Consider the following 15,491-nt stretch of genomic DNA (forward strand, 5'->3'; position numbering starts at 1 on the left):
TATGAGTGTGGTGGTGATTACCGGCGCAACGGCTGGGGTAGGTAAGGCCACGGCGCTGCGCTTTGCAGCGGCAGGCTACGACGTGGGGCTTATTGCCCGCGATGATCATAGCCTGGAGGCCGCGCGGGCGGAGGTGGCGAACTACGGCGTGAACTGCCATGCGGTGAGCGTGGACGTGGTGGATGCCGCGGCGCTGAGCCAGGCGGCCCTGACGCTGGCCGACCGGTTAGGCGCGATTGACGTGTGGATCAACAATGCCATGTGTACCACCCTGGCGCCGTTTTACAGCATCACCGACGATGAATTTCGCCGGGTGACGGAGGTCACCTATCTCGGCTGCGTCAACGGCACGCGGGCGGCGATGGAGCAGATGGTCCCCCGCGACAGGGGAGTGATTATTCAGGTGGGCTCCGCGCTGGCCTACCGCTCCATTCCGCTGCAGTCGGCCTACTGTGGCGCCAAGGCGGCGATCCGCGGCTTTACCGACGCGCTGCGTACCGAGCTGATGCACGAGCGCAGCGGCGTGGATCTGGTGATGGTGCAGATGCCGGGGCTCAACACCCCGCAGTTTGACTGGGCGCGGAACAAGTTCGCCTGGAGCATGCGTCCGGTCGCGCCGGTGTTCCAGCCGGAGGTCGCCGCCGAGGCCATCTTTAGCGTGGCGCAGCGACCGGTGCGCGAGCTGTGGGTCGGGCGCAGCACTATCGGGGCGATTGTCGGCCAATTCCTGTTCCCCGGTTTTCTCGACCGGCTGATGGTGAAAAAAGCCTGGGAAGGGCAGATGGAGGAGACGCTCAACCCGCCTGAGCGGCGGGACAACCTGAGCGAACCGGTCGGCGGCGCGCACCGGGTGCACGGGCGTTTTTCTCCGGAGGCCAAATCCCGCGCCGCGGCCATCACCTCCGGCGTACCGGGCAAAGCCCTGCTCGGCACCGCCGCGCTGGCCGGGCTGCTGCTGATCGCGAAGTGTGTCGGACGGCGGAAGTAGCCTGTAGGCCGGGTGCGGCAATGCCCGGCGGCGCTTTGCTTGCCGGGCCTACGGGTCGTGCATGCTGTGGGTTTTGTAGTTGTAGGTTTTGTAGGCCGGGTAAGGCGTAGCCGCCACCCGGCGATGTTGCAGGGTGCGGCCTGATGCCCTCACCCCGACCCTCTCCCACAGGGAGAGGGAGCAAACACTAAAAACGGCAACATAGTTGCCGTTTTGCATTTACCTCCGCCACCCGGCGATGCTGCAGCTTAGTGATAACCCTCGGTATCCGTCACCTTGCCGCGGAACACGTAATAACTCCAGGCGGTGTAAACCAAAATCAACGGAATAATCAGCAGCGTCCCCACCAGCATAAACAGCTGGCTGGAAGGCGGGGCGGCGGCATCCCAGATGGTGATGCGTGGCGGGATAATGTTGGGCCACAGGCTGATGCCCAGCCCGCTAAAGCCGAGGAAAATCAGCCCGAGTGTCAGAATAAACGGTCTGGCGTGGCTGTGCGGATTGCGGGTAAGCCGCCAGATCCAGACCCCAAATACCGCCACCAGCAGCGGCACCGGCAGGAAGTAGAAGAAGTTAGGCAACGAGAACCAGCGTTCGGACACATACTGCCAGCCGAGCGGAGTCCAGACGCTGACCACCGCCACCACCCCCAGCAGCGCCAGCAGTACCTTGCGGGTCAGATCCCGCATGTGCTGTTGTAACGCCCCCTCGCTTTTCATGATCAGCCAGGTGGTGCCCAGCAGGGTATAGGCCACCATCAGCCCCAGCCCGCAGAAGAGGTTGAAGGGCGTCAGCCAGTCGAGCGCGGAACCGGCAAAGCGACGGCCCTCGACGTCGAAACCGTTAATCATCGCCCCCACCACAATGCCCTGGCTAAAGGTCGCCAGCAGCGAGCCACCGGCGAAGGAGTAGTCCCAGAAGGCGCGGTGCGACGGCGTGGCTTTAAAGCGAAACTCAAAGGCCACGCCGCGGAAGATCAGGCCGATCAGCATGGCGGTCAGGGGGATCGTCAGGGCATCGATGATCACCGCATAGGCCAGCGGGAAAGCGCCGAACAGCCCCGCGCCCCCCAGTACCAGCCAGGTTTCGTTCCCGTCCCACACCGGGGCGACGCTGTTGACCATCACGTCCCGCGCCTGCGGATCGCGCTCAAAGTAGAAGAGCATGCCGATACCCAAATCGAAACCATCCATAATGATGTACATCAGGGTGGCGAAGACGATGATGGCAAACCAGATCACTGAGATATCGACGCCCATTATGGTTTCTCCTCTTCCGGTACCGGTTCTGCCGCCGAGAGCGGACGCGCGGGCCTGCCGTCGGTTTTAACCGTAAGCTCGTCCGTCGGCTGCGGCCCTTTCTTAATCAACCGCACCAGATAGACATACCCCACGCCAAACACCGAGCAGTAGACGACGATAAAGGCCAGCAGGCTGATGCTCATCTGCAGGGTGCTGTGCAGCGACACCGCGTCAACGGTGCGCAGATAGCCGTACACCACCCACGGCTGGCGGCCCACCTCGGTGGTGATCCAACCTGCGAGCAGCGCCACCAGCCCGGCGGGCCCCATACAGAGGGCAAACCAGTGGAACGGGCGAGAGTGGTAGAGACGGCGGCGGCGGCGCAACCACAGGCTTGCGACCCCCATCAGGATCATCAGCAGCCCGAGGCCGACCATCACGCGGAACGACCAGAAGACGATCAGCGAGTTGGGCCGCTCATCTTTCGGGAAATCTTTCAGCGCCGGAACCTGCTTATCCAGACTGTGGGTGAGGATCAGGCTGCCGAGCGCCGGGATCTCCAGCCCGTATTTGGTGCGTTCCTCTTCCATATCTGGTACGCCAAACAGCAGCAGCGGCGTGGCTTCACCGGGAGGATTTTCCCAGTGCCCCTCAATGGCGGCGATTTTTGCCGGCTGATGCTCAAGGGTGTTCAGACCGTGCATATCCCCGACAAAGGCCTGAATCGGCGCGACCAGCAGCGCCATCCACAGCGCCATTGAGAACATTTTGCGTACCGCCGGGGTGTCGTTGCCGCGCAGCAGATGCCAGGCCCCCGATGCGCCAACAAACAGGGCGCTGCTCAGGAAGGCGGCGATGGACATGTGGATCAGGCGATAAGGGAACGAAGGGTTAAAGATGATGGCAAACCAGTCCTCGGGGATCACCTGGCCGTTCTCGATGCTGAAGCCCTGCGGGGTGTGCATCCAGCTGTTGGAGGCGAGGATCCAGAAGGTGGACATCAGGGTGCCCAGCGCCACCATGCAGGTGGCAAAAAAGTGCAGGCCGGGCCCGACCTTGTTCCAGCCAAACAGCATCACGCCGAGGAAACCCGCTTCGAGGAAGAAGGCGGTTAAGACTTCATAGGTGAGCAGCGGGCCGGTGATGCTCCCGGCAAACTGGGAAAAACCGCTCCAGTTGGTACCGAACTGATAGGCCATCACCAGGCCGGAGACCACGCCCATGCCGAAGTTAACGGCGAAGATTTTTAACCAGAAGTGATACAGCGAACGCCAGACGTCATTCTTCGTCCGTAGCCACATGCCCTCAAGCACCACCAGATAGCTGGCGAGGCCGATGGTTAAGGCCGGGAAGATAATGTGAAACGACACTGTGAAGGCAAACTGAAGCCTGGCGAGATGGAACGCATCGAGTTCGAACATCGTACTCTACCCCTGTCAGCGAAATGCCCCGTAAGAAACGGGGCATCGTGGTACAGCATGGACTTCGGCGCGGGGTTACGGTTTTTTCTTACCGGCCCCCAGCTCCGCGCCAGTCAACGGATTGGCCTTTGGATCGGACTCGGTGCGTTTCGCCATCGCTTTCAACAGAGCGGCCTGCTCTTTTGATAGCGTGACCTGAGCGCCACCGTCGCCACCGTCAACAGCGGGTTGTGGATCGGCGACGTACTCAAAGTTTTCGTCGCTGTTCCAGCTGCCGCGAAGATCGTCACCCGCAGACATATTGTAGTAGGTGGTTGAATATTGTTCGATAGGCGGCAGTTTCCCCGGTGGGAAATTATTGCGAATCGACTGTAGCGCCTTCTCAAACGAGAGCTGGTGCGCGACCTCACGGGTCATCAGGAACGCGAGGGTATCTTTTACCCCGACATCGTCGGTAACGTTAATCAGACGTTCATAGATAATTTTGGCGCGCGCTTCCGCTGCGATATTCGAACGCAGATCGGCGGTGACTTCGCCAATGGTGTCGACATAGGCCGCCGTCCACGGCACGCCGCCGGAGTTGGTCAGCGATGGCCCACCGCCGTACAGCAGGGAAGTGACATGGCTGTCGTTACCGTTTTGCGTCAGGGAGCGGTACAGTTCCGCTTCGCTTTCGGTGCCTTCCGCCAGCTCGCCTTTGGCCCCTTTATTCAGCATACCGACCAGCGTGCCGATGATTTCGAGGTGGCTCAGCTCTTCGGTCGCGATATCCATCAGCATTTCGCGGCGACCCGGATCGTCATCCCCCAGACCCTGGGTGAAGTAACGGCAGGCGGCAGCCAGCTCGCCCTGAGGGCCGCCAAACTGTTCGAGCAGCAGGTTTGCGAGGCCGGGATTTGGCTCAGCGACGCGGACGGTGTATTGCAACTGTTTTACGTGTCGAAACATAGGCTCACTCCTGTTTTATTTTTTCGCTTCAACGCCTTCAGCGTCAGCGCGCAGGAGGAATTGTTCCGTGGTGTTGGGGATATGCTGGATAAGCCAGTCGGCCATGCGCTGCTCTTCCGCGAGGATAGATTCGATAGCGGGAACGGATGCCACGTCTCCGGCTTTTTTCGCTGCGGCCAGCAGGGAGGTATAGCAGGCGATTTCGAACTGCTCGAAAACGTAGCCGCTAATAGAACCTTTAACAATTTCATCCGACGCGGCGATGCCGCCGACAGACTGACCGAACGCCATCATTTTGCTCACAGAGTCTTTCAGCACCGAGCGGGAAATATCGTTGCGATCGAGGATCTCTTCCAGCAGGGTAATTTGGTGTTTTGTTTCAGTAATATGCTGTTCAATTCGGGCGCGGACATCAGGGTAATTATCGATGCGGCTGGCCATTGATTCGAGCATTGATTCGGCTTGCTTTTCCATGGCGTGAGCATCGCGTAGCCAGTCATGGTAGTGTTCTACGTGATTCATATTTTCTTCCTCGGGTTCGGTTAATTCAGTCTTACTTTTCCGCTTTCTGATTAATATTACCGACGGCCAGATCGGTGAGTTTAAGATCGGTGGATTTCTCTTCTTCCAGCGTCTCGGCTAATAATTTTACCGCCTGGGTATAACCTAATTGTTCCGCCAGGGTGGCGAGCGTGCCATAGCTGGCAATTTCGTAGTGTTCGACTTTTTGCGCCGCAGCGATCAGCGCCGCATCGCGTACTTCATTTTTTTCTGTGCTTTCAAGGACTTCATTGGCTTCTTCAATTAAGCCTTCCATTGCAACGCATTTCATTCTTTTCAGTTTAATATTCGGCGTTTTCTCCACGATCTGATCGATACGTTCAATCTGGCCGTGGGTCTCTTCCAGGTGCGCTTTAAACGCAGCGCTCAGATCCGGGCTGGCGGCTTCGCGGGACAATTTTGCCAGTGCACGGGTCAGCTGTTTCTCTGCACTGTAAGTGTCAGAGAGCAGGTGAATAAAGACATCCTCTATGCTTTTCATATTCATACGCTTTTCTCCAGTGACATAAAAATTCTGCGAGCCCGCGGACTCGCAGAGTACCGATTAAAGTGAAGAACAGGTTTTAATAATGAGATGAATTAAGAGTTGTCAGATTTACGTCCGCCACCATGGCTATGCTGACCCCCTTTTTTACCTGCTTCAGAAGCGCGTTGCGGATCGTTTTTGAAATTACCGCCGCTTTGCTGTCCACCTTTTTTGCCAGCTTCAGAGGCCTTTTCACGATCCTGTGCGAAATTACCTGAACCACCACGTTGCTCTGCCATATTATGTTTCCTCATATACATCGTTTATGTCAGTAAGATACGTTTTTATTCGTATCCGTTGTCGTTCAGAATTAAATTTAGACAGTATTTTTGAAGAGTCAAACCGGAATTTTGGAATAATTTTCAGTCCGCATGATGAGTTGGGAGAAATATCGGTTCGCTTGTTTTTTGGCTATTTTCCCTCAAGGTTATGTTATCAAACGACCTTCCGGGATAGCGGCTTTGTACGTTTTTCTCTGTCTCGTTGAAACGCGCGAGTCCAGACGCGGCGGGGCTCTTTACAGTTGTTTACATTTTAGGTAAGCGATACATAGCGTATATAAAATAAAAATACGTGGGATTAGTCTTAATTGGTTTTTTATATTATTCGCAGCGCGGAAGTGTGGCTAAAAAATAATCTAGCGAAGCGCCAGGGTATATTATGCATGGATTACAGTCATTCATGGAAAATGCTACTCCAAAAAGGGTAAGCGAAGCGCGGAATTAAATACCCGATTAAAGTATGAGGGCGAACCGGAAGCTATACGCAATACTGAACCGGAGCGTTGACGCGGTGTCATCCTGGTAGCTGCAACGGTGAGCCATATGATTGATTTCATTTCGGGTATCCTGATCCACACCCCGGTTTGGGTGTATGTCATACTGCTGTTTCTGATAAGCCGGGGCATCCGGGCGCGCAAACCGGCGACCGTGGCGCTGGAGAAGCTGGCCATCATCCCGGCCATTTTTCTGCTCTGGGATATCTACGATCTGTTGATTTTCCGCAAGCTAACGCTGGCTACCGGCTCTCTGTGGCTGGTGGGATTACTCAGCGGCGCGGCGATAGGCTATATCCTGATCAAACGCACGGCAGTGGCGCGCGCCGCCGCTCCGCGCAGTATCTTTCGTGAGGCGGACTACTCGGCCCTGCCGTTTATGATGCTGGCCTTTGCGGTGAAATATGTCCTGGGGGTGATGAGCGCCATCGCTCCCGAGGTGCTACAGCGACCTGGGGTGAGCGCGTTCGCCATCATCACCGGGGGGCTGTTCGCCGGGGTGTTTGTCGGCAAGTTTGCGCGCTATGTGCGGGTGTATCGGGCGGCGGAGGTGCAGGAGGCGGGGTGATTTTCACAGCCGTGCTTCTCGTTTAGTGGGGAGCGGCTGAACGCGTCACGTCGGAGAGACCTCGTTAATCGAATTTGATGCATCCAGCCTTCTTTGTTGGCCCAACGAGGTCCATTTTTTTTTCACGCTCGCCTACGCGTGCAAGCTTGTTGCCATCAATCGTTGCCCAGAAATCTACGGCGCGTTGGGCTGCAGCAATCGCTTTAACGGAGTCGATTTTTTTGTTTTGCTTGATCATCATGTCTCCCGGTAGATTTTTAACCATCTAATTTTATTTGCATTCTTTAGCAGTTATCTTCCCCTCACGTTATCGTGAGAGGAAACCTTCACATCAGTTAATCCACTCCACACCAGTCTCGGTTGCCAGCCAGCGCGGCGCCTTCAGGCGCTCGGCAAAATAGCCGGTTAACTCTGCCAGCAGATCGCTCATGATGCGTGCGGTATCCGGTGCCAGCGTATTGCTGATTAATAGTCTGGCAATCGCTTCACAATAACCGCAAAGCGCATCGGATTCCGGCGCAAATTCCGGCTGATACAGGGGCAGGGTATCGACGGTGAGATATGCCTCAAGATTCCGGGGAATGGGTTCATGCAGCGTCGGCTTCAGTAGCGCCAGGCAGGCAGCGAGACGGCCGCACAGGGCGGTTTTCATGGTCGGATCCTCTTCGCACAGCATCGCTTCACAGAAACGTTCACAGTTATCGGCCAGTTCGGTGAAATCAGTGTTGTGGTCGAAGGGGGCGGTAATGAGTGGGTTGATAGTAGCCATATAAATAACCTCAGTATGTGTTTATCGCCGCCACAGGAAATGCCAATTTCCAATGGTGGCGGAGCCGGACGAGGTTGGCATAACCGGACATACTGATAACCGGCGCGCTTTTCAGCGCCCTCGCCCGGCCCACCCTAGAGTGTAGCCGGACGCATAGCGCAAAAAAAGCCTCGCGCTACCAGTATGTTATGCAGGATGCCAATCCCGACGCCAGATGTTGCTGGCGTGCAGACACCCTACGCCGCAAATAGCCACTGTTAAAGAAGGGAAATAAGACAGATTTCATTCCTGCGAGGCGTCTTCAGAAACAGGGGAAATGCGAGGAATTGTTGCAGTTCAACGGGAAGACGGTGCGCAATAATGATGTTGCACGTCGTTATCCTGGTTTGTTGGTTGCGGTGCTCATGTCACACTTCGTCTCCGTCAGGATCAGAGATAATCAGGGTCGAAACACTTCACGGGAGGGGAAAATGGCATATATCAGCAAAATCATGATGATTCAGGGGCAACCCGCAATCATTACCTTTGAGGCTGAAATCGGTGCGTTTCGCGGTAAGTTTCTTAATGTTTCTGGTTACTGTGATTTTGTCGCGGACAGCATCGCCGGTCTGCAAAAAGAGGGAGAAACCTCTCTGGCAGAATATCTACAGGATTGTCGTGAAGAAGGTATTCAACCATTTCGCGAAGAGCAACAGGAACGTCTGACTGTTCGTGTATCTGGGCGTCTGGGCGCACGGCTGACAGCCGTAGCTAAACAGCATGCAATTTCTAAGAACCAATTAATTGTTGAAGTATTAGAACGTGAACTGGCGTTGGTCTAAGTGCGTCCAGATCAATGTTTATCTCTATGCGGGCCAATAAAGGGCCCGCAGTCATAAGATCATATCGTGGCAGCATTAAGCCACAGACGATGGCGCTTTTCTCTTCGCCAGCATCTCTGCGGCGGTGATGATCTGCCGATGCTCCGCCTGCATGCGCTCGTCATGCTGAATATCCCAGATATCGACATTCAGCTGCAGGTTCAGCCAGAACTCAATGGTGGTATCAAATGCCCGGGCAAGCCGCACGGCCATGTCTGTGGTCAGCTTTCGGTTGTTATTGACCAGCGCGCTGACGCTGTTTCTGTGCACGTTTAGCATCACGGCCAGATCGGCAATTTTTAAATGCAGCGGCTCAAGAAACTCGTTAAGCAGAATATCGCCGGGTGTAGTGGGTTTACGGGTGCTGTTTGTGAATGCCATTTATGACCTGCCTTGTTTAGCGGGTATCCCCATCTGAAAGCGTAGGGCAGTGTAATGCACTCACGCACTGTGCTCAAGTGCGTTTGTTTACATGGTTCGTGTGGCTATCTTATGGTGCGAACTCCGCCGTTCGTAGGCCGGGTAAGGCGTAGCCGCCACCCGGCGATGGTCCAGCGATGCAACTTTACAGCGTAAACGCCCCTTCCAAAGTAATCACACAGCTGCCGCCCACCCGCACCACGGGTTGGCCTGACGCGGCGTCATACCCCGAATAAAGCAAACTTGCCCGCCCCATATCAACGCCCTGGCTCACCTGCAGCGACAGCGTGGTTTTATCCCAATGCAGTGCCAGCAGGGCGGTCACCGCGGCGGTGGCGCTGCCGGTCGCCGGATCTTCCGTCATGCGCGGGGTCAACATCCGTGACTGCAGATCGCCCACCTCACCGGCATCTTTATCCCGGGTATAAGCATAAACAGAGACCGCGCCATCCAGCGGCAGCGTCGCGCGGAAGCCCTGCATATTCGGCACGCAGCGGCGAAGTGCATCCCGCGAGGCGAGCTCCACCACCAGAAACGGCAGGCCAACCGAGGCAACAACAGGGTTATGCGTGTCGGTACGGATATCTTCCGCCGTCAGCGACAGGCAGGCAGCGACCTGTTCCGGGCTGACTTCAGAGCGGCAGGATAAGGCTTCCGGCGTGACGAGTTCGGCGCCGGTCACCGTGTCGTTGTCTTTTAACAGCCTGACGGGCACCAGGCCCGCAATCTCCTCGAACAGCAGCGTCTCGGGCAGCGTTGTGCCCTTTATCGCGGCATCGCTTGCCAGCACAAACGCCGTGCCGACGTTGGGATGGCCGGCGAACGGGATCTCACGCGAGGGGGTGAAAATTCGCACCCGCGCCGTATGGGCAGCATCGTCGGGCGGAAGCACAAAGGTGGTTTCACTGTAGCCAAACTCAACGGCAATCCGCTGCATTTGCTCTGTACTCAGACCCTCTGCGTCTAACACGACGGCGACGGGATTGCCGAGAAAGGGTTTATCGGTAAAAACATCGGCAACGACATAGCGTCTTTTCATTTCCTGTCCTGAATGAAGTGATTGAAAGTACGCCGGTAACGTTACTCCCTCGGCACGCACGGGAAAATGAAAAACGTAACGGCAGATACACTAAAGCGCACTTACGAACCTGAATCCACAGGAGAGCATCCGATGTTCACCCATATGCGCATTGCCAGACCCGTAACCGATCCCGAAAAATCGTTTCAGATGTACAGCCAGGGGTTAGGCCTGCAAAAGCTTGCCGACTTCGAGGATCATCAGGGCTTCAGCGGTATCATGTCAGGCAGGGAAGATTTGCCCTGGCATCTCGAATTCACGGTTTGTCTCCATCATCCCGTCCAGCCTCTGCACACCGCAGAGGACCTGTTCGTGCTCTATTATCCCGATAAAGCGGAGTGGGAGCAGGCCTGCGCCCGGATGATCGACGCGGGTTTCAGCAGAGTGGATTCGTTTAATCCCTACTGGGACGTTAACGGGCGTACCTTCGTGGATCACGACGGCTACCGGGTCGTTTTGCAGAACCGGGCGTGGGGCTGAATGCACGTAAAGGAGCGGATCCCGCTCCTTTATCATTACTCAGTCAAAAAAGGTCGGGCGATCTGACGTGGCGATTGCCATGCTGACCTCCAGCTCTTCGGCGACAATCCGCGTCAGCGACAATGGCGGAAGTTCATGGATGTCGAAGAAACCGAGGCTGGTGGTTTCGTGGTTGATGGCCAGGCTGCCGCCGGTCTCTTCACACAGAAAGATAAGCTTATAGACGTGCCACGGCAGGGGCGGATGGCCGTGAAGGTTGCGATCCCAGACGCCGAGCAGTTTGGTGGCTTTGACCTGCAGCCCCGTCTCTTCGGCAACTTCGCGGCAGACGGCAGTAGAAGGCGTGTCGCCCACGTCTGCCCAGCCGCCGGGTAAGCTCCATAATCCATCTTCCGCTTCCCGGACCATCAGCAGCTTGCCGTCCCGCAGGATAAAGGCACGCACATCCGTTTTCGGCGTGGCGTAACCGGATTCGGTCACATGATGGAGCGTCTCACCATCAATATCGAAGCGCGAAGCCATCAGCTCCGTGGCGATTTGACGAAGAGATTCATAACGTTCTGTATCAAACACGTCTTTTGAAAAGGTTAACCCGGTCTGGGCAATCGCGTTCAGTTTTTGATACAGGGCATTGATATCGTTATCTTTCACCGCTTCCGGCATTTTTCACCTCTGTTAAGCAGACAGGAAGTAGCACCCTATCAGTTAATCGAGACAGAGAACATCGCGGAAGCGGTTCGCTATCGGTCAGACGGCCAGCCAGCGCTGAGCTCCGGCTTTCATGGTTGCCTCCAGCTCGCTGCCGCGGGTGGCGAATACGCGTCCCAGCGGGAAGCCGCTCTGCTCCAGCAGATATGCCAGCGCAGCATATTCCCGTGGGTACTTCGCCACGATGCTCGGGTCAATCTCCACAGGCCCCATCGGGAAGGTAAATGTCCCCATGTCGTAAACGCTCTGGCGACGGAACAACCGCCACACGCCGTCTCGTTTTTCGGCCAGGTCGTAAAAGCGGTTGTGGCATTCGCAGCCGATATTCAGTTTCACGTTCTCCGCGATGATGATGGCGTTGGTTTCGAGGATCGCCTTATTGCCGCGGGCATTAAACGTCACGGCGGGCGAGGCGATAAGGTGTTTGGTGCGTAAATCCGATGCACCCATGCGCATGGAGCCCTCGACAAAATCGCTTCCCAGCCCTTCAAACCAGGTGATTTCAATGGTGCCATCCGGGTGGAACAGGTCGCGCAGCTGCGCCCATTCGCCCAGATCCCGGTGCATCCAGCCATTCATCAGATCGTTGAGTTGTTGACGGTCGTTGAGTTGATCATTCATCACATTTGCTCCTGTTAATTGACAAGATGCAGTGTGGCGCGAAAAAACGATAAAATGAAATAGAGAGATATGACTAATCAATCAGTTTTAATTATCGATAGGGTGGGGCATGGAGTTACGTCATCTGCGGTATTTTTTAGCCGTCGCCGAAGAGGGGCACTTTGGCCGGGCTGCGGCGCGGCTCAATATTGTTCAGCCCGCCCTGAGCATGCAGATCAAGGCGCTGGAGGAGGAGCTGGGCGGGGCGCTGTTTATCCGTACCAGCCGTCGGGTGGAGCTGACCGACGCCGGGCGACTGCTGGAGGCCGAAGCCCGGCGGACGCTGGAGCAGGCCGAGCACACCCGCTTAAGCGTGGAGCGCGCCCTGCGCGGGGAGACGGGCCGGGTCCGGGTGGGCTTTGCCGGAAACGCCATTTTTAGCGGCAAGCTGATCGCCGACCTGCGCCTGTTTCGCCAGCGCTTTCCGGATGCGGAGCTGCTGATCCACGAAGCGGGCCCGCAGGAGCAGGTCGAGGCCATTCTTGCCGGGCAGCTGGACATCGGTTACACCCCCGCGCACAGCAATATTGCGGCACCGGACATTGCGGTCAGACGTATTGGTGACTGGGAGATACGCGTCGCGCTGCCTGACGATCATCCCCTCGCACAGCATGCGGCCATAACGGTCGACATGCTGGCCGGACAACCCCTGGTGCTCTATGAGGCGCATGACGTGCATGAGCATCTGTTTATCATGCTCACGCAAAAGCTGGGGGAGAAGTGTCATATCGCCTGTCGCTCGGGCAGCACCCTGAGCACGCTGGCGATAGCGGCGACCGGGCTGGCGCTGGCGCTGGTGCCGGCCCCCCTGCAGCAGGTGGCTATACCGGGCCTGGTGTATCGCCCGCTGAATGAGCCTGATCTCACCGCCAATCTGGTGTTAATCAGCCGACGCCAGCCGACCAGTGAAACAGTAAAAGCCTATCTTTCGCTGGCGACCGGGTAGGTTATCAGAACGGGCTGGCATGGCGGGCGACGATCGGCTCCCCGCTAATAGGGTGGGCAAAATGCAGCTCGCTGGCGTGCAGCATCATCCGCGGCGTCCGTTCAGTGCCGGGCGGCAGCAGTCCGCCATACAGATCGCAGCCCAGAATCGGGTGGCCCAGCTGCTGACAGTGAATGCGCAGCTGGTGGGTGCGCCCGGTCTCCGGGGTGAGCTGTACTCGCGTCACCGGCACGTCCCCTTGGTGATAAAAGCGCTCCACCACCCGATAGCGGGAGCGAGCGGGCTTGCCGTTGAGCGCGCAAATCGACATCAAGGGGAACAGCGCCGGATCTTTCGCTATTGGCGCATCGATCACCCCTTCGTCATCAGCCAGATGGCCGCAGAGCAGGGCAGTGTAGATCTTGGTCACGCTGCGCTGGCTGAACTGCTGGCACAGGGCGGCATTGATCGCCTTGTTACGGGCAATCACCATCAGCCCGGAGGTGCCGAAATCAAGGCGATGCACCAGGGTGCAGCCGGGGAACGTCTGCACCAGCCGGTGATGCACGGAGTCGAGGTTTTGCGGATTCTTACCCGACAGGCTGAGCAGCCCGCTGGGTTTATTGATCAGCACCAGATGATCGTCCTGCCAGAGCGTCTCTATCGTGTGGTGGCACGGCGGAGCAATAAAGGTATCGACAATTACAGACATCAGGCTGACCGGAGGAAAAAAGAGAGGAGGATCATACCCAATTTGCGGTGAGCTGGCGAATCGGGCTGTGGGCCTGATAACGTTACGCATCCGGATCATCAAGTTTACACGCTGCCCATCGGTGCGCTTTTAGTTATTCACTCTGTATTTCTGATTTCGTCTGAATATCGCTTTTATTCTCTCAACGCTGCCTGCGGGTTGCCGATAAAGACCTTAATGAAATTATGGTGTTCAAGGAGTCAACGTGAAAAATTTAAAAATCAGTACCGGGCTAATGCTCGTGCTGGCCTTATTTACCCTGATGCTTATTGTTTCAAGCGGGCTGGGGCTTTATTTCCTTAAGAGCAGTAACAGCTCGATAGAAAAAATGAATTACAACGCCAGCGAACAGAAAGCCTTAAATGCCACCCGGGACAGTCTGTTAAATGCCCGCATGTTGATTGATTCAACTTTTCAGGCAAGGTTGCATGATGAGCAGGTTGATTTGCCCTCTAAGATAAATCAAATTAATGAATCACTTAAAGAGGCGGATCGGCAGTACGGCCTGTTTGTTGAGATCCCCGGCCTGACGACCTCACAGCCTGAGCTGGGTGAGATAATGAAACGTAGCTACGATCAAACGGTCGCGATAATTAAATTAAACCTGGAGGAATTAAAATCATTCCCTTCGCCGCAGGAGGTAAAAATCTTCCTCGATAATAATCATGACAACATTAATCAATCGCGCCAGCAGTGGGATGGCCAATATAAAACCTATATTGGCAAAACCCAGGCGGAGTTTGATCGCGTTATTGCATTTAGTCAGCACGCCTACTCGTTATCTTTAATTTTAATGACGGCGATGTGCGCAATGGCAATAGTGATGTTTTTTATTATCCGGATCTGGATGCGTAACACGCTGGTGCGTCCGCTTCAGGTGGTCGCGCACCATTTTGATAATATTGGCAACGGCAATCTGACCGGCGAAATCGAGGTCTCCAGCAGCAATGAGATCGGGCAGCTGTGCGCCGCGCTGCAGACCATGCAGGCAGGGTTAAACGAAACCGTCCGGGCGATTCGTAACGGCGTGCAGACCATCACTATCGGTACCCACGAGATCGCCTCCGGCAATAACGATCTCTCCCGACGCACGGAAGAGCAGGCGGCAGCGGTGGTTGAGACGGCAGCCAGCATGGAGCAGATCACCGCCACCGTGAAAATGAACACCGATAACGCGCTCAATGCTTCCCAGATGGCGCAGAATACGGCGGTGATCGCCAACGCAGGCGAAAAACAGATGCAGGACGTGACGAAAAAAATGGACGCCATCAGCCAGAGCGCGCAGAAGATGGTCGACATTATCAGCGTTATCGATGGCATCGCCTTCCAGACCAATATCCTGGCGCTTAACGCCGCCGTGGAGGCGGCGCGCGCCGGGCAAACGGGCCGCGGCTTTGCGGTGGTGGCGGGGGAAGTGCGCAATCTGGCCCGACGCTGTGCCGACTCGGCAAAAGAGATCTCGACGCTGATTAACGAATCCACGCTCTATATCCAGGAGGGGGCGGAACTCGCCAGTAAAACCAGCCAGACGATGGTGGATATCAGCCACTCGGTAGGCAAAGTGAACCAGGTGATGGAGAGTATCGCGCTCGCCTCCGGGGAGCAGCGTCGCGGGGTAGAGCAGATCCGGATTGCGATAGCCCAGATGGATCACGTCACGCAGCAAAACGCGGCGCTGGTGGAAGAGGTGGCGACTACCGCCGCAGGCGTCAACGATCAGGCGGATTTGCTGTCACAGTCGGTATCGGTGTTCAGGGTGCAGCAGGACTAAAAGAGGGTTTTGCCGGATGGCGCTGCGCTTACCCGGCCTAC

At 56.4% G+C, this 15,491-nt stretch carries 20 protein-coding genes; 6 read left to right on the plus strand and 14 right to left on the minus strand.

Features of this window, described 5'->3' with window-relative positions:
- Position 1 precedes the first annotated feature (1 nt).
- Complete coding sequence (locus V7Q49_RS21790) at positions 2-988, plus strand: SDR family oxidoreductase (RefSeq protein WP_333855117.1); 987 nt, start codon at positions 2-4, stop codon at positions 986-988.
- A gap of 48 nt (positions 989-1,036) precedes the next feature.
- Here the strand turns inward: V7Q49_RS21790 and V7Q49_RS21795 are convergent, their stop codons facing one another.
- From V7Q49_RS21795 to V7Q49_RS21825, 7 genes are all read right to left on the minus strand, one after another.
- A complete protein-coding gene (locus tag V7Q49_RS21795) occupies positions 1,037-1,207 on the minus strand; it encodes a hypothetical protein (RefSeq protein WP_333855119.1) in 171 nt (56 codons plus the stop codon).
- A 29-nt stretch (positions 1,208-1,236) separates the two neighbouring features.
- A complete protein-coding gene (cydB, locus tag V7Q49_RS21800; protein WP_333855121.1) occupies positions 1,237-2,247 on the minus strand; it encodes a cytochrome d ubiquinol oxidase subunit II in 1,011 nt (336 codons plus the stop codon).
- Positions 2,247-3,650 carry a cytochrome ubiquinol oxidase subunit I gene (locus V7Q49_RS21805; RefSeq protein ID WP_333855123.1) on the minus strand — a complete coding sequence of 468 codons (1,404 nt, stop codon included), beginning with the start codon at positions 3,648-3,650 and terminating at the stop codon, positions 2,247-2,249. The genes cydB and V7Q49_RS21805 overlap by 1 nt, the downstream gene beginning before the upstream one ends.
- Positions 3,651-3,725: 75 nt before the next feature.
- Positions 3,726-4,598 (minus strand): manganese catalase family protein, encoded by an 873-nt coding sequence (locus tag V7Q49_RS21810; RefSeq protein ID WP_333855125.1) that lies wholly within the window; start codon positions 4,596-4,598, stop codon positions 3,726-3,728.
- Positions 4,599-4,613: 15 nt separating this feature from the next.
- A complete protein-coding gene (locus tag V7Q49_RS21815; protein ID WP_333855127.1) occupies positions 4,614-5,120 on the minus strand; it encodes a ferritin-like domain-containing protein in 507 nt (168 codons plus the stop codon).
- Between the two features lie 31 nt (positions 5,121-5,151).
- The gene (locus V7Q49_RS21820) at positions 5,152-5,646 is read right to left on the minus strand and encodes a YciE/YciF ferroxidase family protein (RefSeq protein WP_032613377.1); all 495 of its coding nucleotides are present in this window, start codon (positions 5,644-5,646) and stop codon (positions 5,152-5,154) included.
- A gap of 92 nt (positions 5,647-5,738) precedes the next feature.
- The gene (locus V7Q49_RS21825; RefSeq protein WP_103180815.1) at positions 5,739-5,924 is read right to left on the minus strand and encodes a general stress protein; all 186 of its coding nucleotides are present in this window, start codon (positions 5,922-5,924) and stop codon (positions 5,739-5,741) included.
- A gap of 585 nt (positions 5,925-6,509) precedes the next feature.
- Between V7Q49_RS21825 and V7Q49_RS21830 the strand changes: the two genes are divergently transcribed.
- The gene (locus V7Q49_RS21830) at positions 6,510-7,028 is read left to right on the plus strand and encodes a DUF6622 family protein (RefSeq protein WP_333855132.1); all 519 of its coding nucleotides are present in this window, start codon (positions 6,510-6,512) and stop codon (positions 7,026-7,028) included.
- Positions 7,029-7,092: 64 nt separating this feature from the next.
- On the opposite strand, the gene V7Q49_RS21835 is transcribed toward V7Q49_RS21830, so the two are convergent.
- Both V7Q49_RS21835 and V7Q49_RS21840 read right to left on the minus strand, forming a co-directional pair.
- A complete protein-coding gene (locus V7Q49_RS21835; protein WP_333855134.1) occupies positions 7,093-7,266 on the minus strand; it encodes a hypothetical protein in 174 nt (57 codons plus the stop codon).
- A 93-nt stretch (positions 7,267-7,359) separates the two neighbouring features.
- Positions 7,360-7,797, minus strand: coding sequence for a hypothetical protein (locus V7Q49_RS21840; protein ID WP_333855136.1), 438 nt, complete (start codon positions 7,795-7,797; stop codon positions 7,360-7,362).
- Between the two features lie 470 nt (positions 7,798-8,267).
- Here V7Q49_RS21840 and V7Q49_RS21845 point away from each other — a divergent pair, with 470 nt between their 5' ends.
- On the plus strand, positions 8,268-8,618 hold the full coding sequence (locus tag V7Q49_RS21845) for a type II toxin-antitoxin system HicB family antitoxin (protein WP_333855138.1): 351 nt from the start codon (positions 8,268-8,270) through the stop codon (positions 8,616-8,618).
- Positions 8,619-8,693: 75 nt separating this feature from the next.
- Here V7Q49_RS21845 and V7Q49_RS21850 read toward each other — a convergent pair whose 3' ends face one another.
- Together V7Q49_RS21850 and V7Q49_RS21855 are read right to left on the minus strand one after the other, a co-directional pair.
- Complete coding sequence (locus V7Q49_RS21850) at positions 8,694-9,038, minus strand: HigA family addiction module antitoxin (RefSeq protein ID WP_333855140.1); 345 nt, start codon at positions 9,036-9,038, stop codon at positions 8,694-8,696.
- Between the two features lie 184 nt (positions 9,039-9,222).
- The gene (locus tag V7Q49_RS21855) at positions 9,223-10,116 is read right to left on the minus strand and encodes a PhzF family phenazine biosynthesis protein (RefSeq protein ID WP_333855143.1); all 894 of its coding nucleotides are present in this window, start codon (positions 10,114-10,116) and stop codon (positions 9,223-9,225) included.
- Positions 10,117-10,248: 132 nt separating this feature from the next.
- On the opposite strand from V7Q49_RS21855, the gene V7Q49_RS21860 reads away from it, so the two are divergent.
- Positions 10,249-10,635: a VOC family protein gene (locus tag V7Q49_RS21860; RefSeq protein WP_333855145.1), complete on the plus strand. Its 387-nt coding sequence runs from the start codon at positions 10,249-10,251 to the stop codon at positions 10,633-10,635.
- Between the two features lie 39 nt (positions 10,636-10,674).
- On the opposite strand, the gene V7Q49_RS21865 is transcribed toward V7Q49_RS21860, so the two are convergent.
- Both V7Q49_RS21865 and V7Q49_RS21870 read right to left on the minus strand, forming a co-directional pair.
- On the minus strand, positions 10,675-11,298 hold the full coding sequence (locus V7Q49_RS21865; RefSeq protein ID WP_333855147.1) for an NUDIX hydrolase: 624 nt from the start codon (positions 11,296-11,298) through the stop codon (positions 10,675-10,677).
- Positions 11,299-11,382: 84 nt separating this feature from the next.
- The gene (locus V7Q49_RS21870) at positions 11,383-11,964 is read right to left on the minus strand and encodes a nuclear transport factor 2 family protein (protein WP_333855149.1); all 582 of its coding nucleotides are present in this window, start codon (positions 11,962-11,964) and stop codon (positions 11,383-11,385) included.
- 109 nt (positions 11,965-12,073) lie between these two features.
- Here V7Q49_RS21870 and V7Q49_RS21875 point away from each other — a divergent pair, with 109 nt between their 5' ends.
- Positions 12,074-12,949 carry a LysR substrate-binding domain-containing protein gene (locus V7Q49_RS21875; protein WP_333855151.1) on the plus strand — a complete coding sequence of 292 codons (876 nt, stop codon included), beginning with the start codon at positions 12,074-12,076 and terminating at the stop codon, positions 12,947-12,949.
- A gap of 4 nt (positions 12,950-12,953) precedes the next feature.
- On the opposite strand, the gene V7Q49_RS21880 is transcribed toward V7Q49_RS21875, so the two are convergent.
- The gene (locus V7Q49_RS21880; protein ID WP_333855153.1) at positions 12,954-13,640 is read right to left on the minus strand and encodes an RluA family pseudouridine synthase; all 687 of its coding nucleotides are present in this window, start codon (positions 13,638-13,640) and stop codon (positions 12,954-12,956) included.
- 244 nt (positions 13,641-13,884) lie between these two features.
- On the opposite strand from V7Q49_RS21880, the gene V7Q49_RS21885 reads away from it, so the two are divergent.
- A complete protein-coding gene (locus V7Q49_RS21885) occupies positions 13,885-15,450 on the plus strand; it encodes a methyl-accepting chemotaxis protein (RefSeq protein ID WP_333855155.1) in 1,566 nt (521 codons plus the stop codon).
- Positions 15,451-15,491: the final 41 nt, after the last annotated feature.

This window comes from Leclercia sp. (assembly GCF_036780805.1).
Lineage (GTDB): Bacteria > Pseudomonadota > Gammaproteobacteria > Enterobacterales > Enterobacteriaceae > Enterobacter.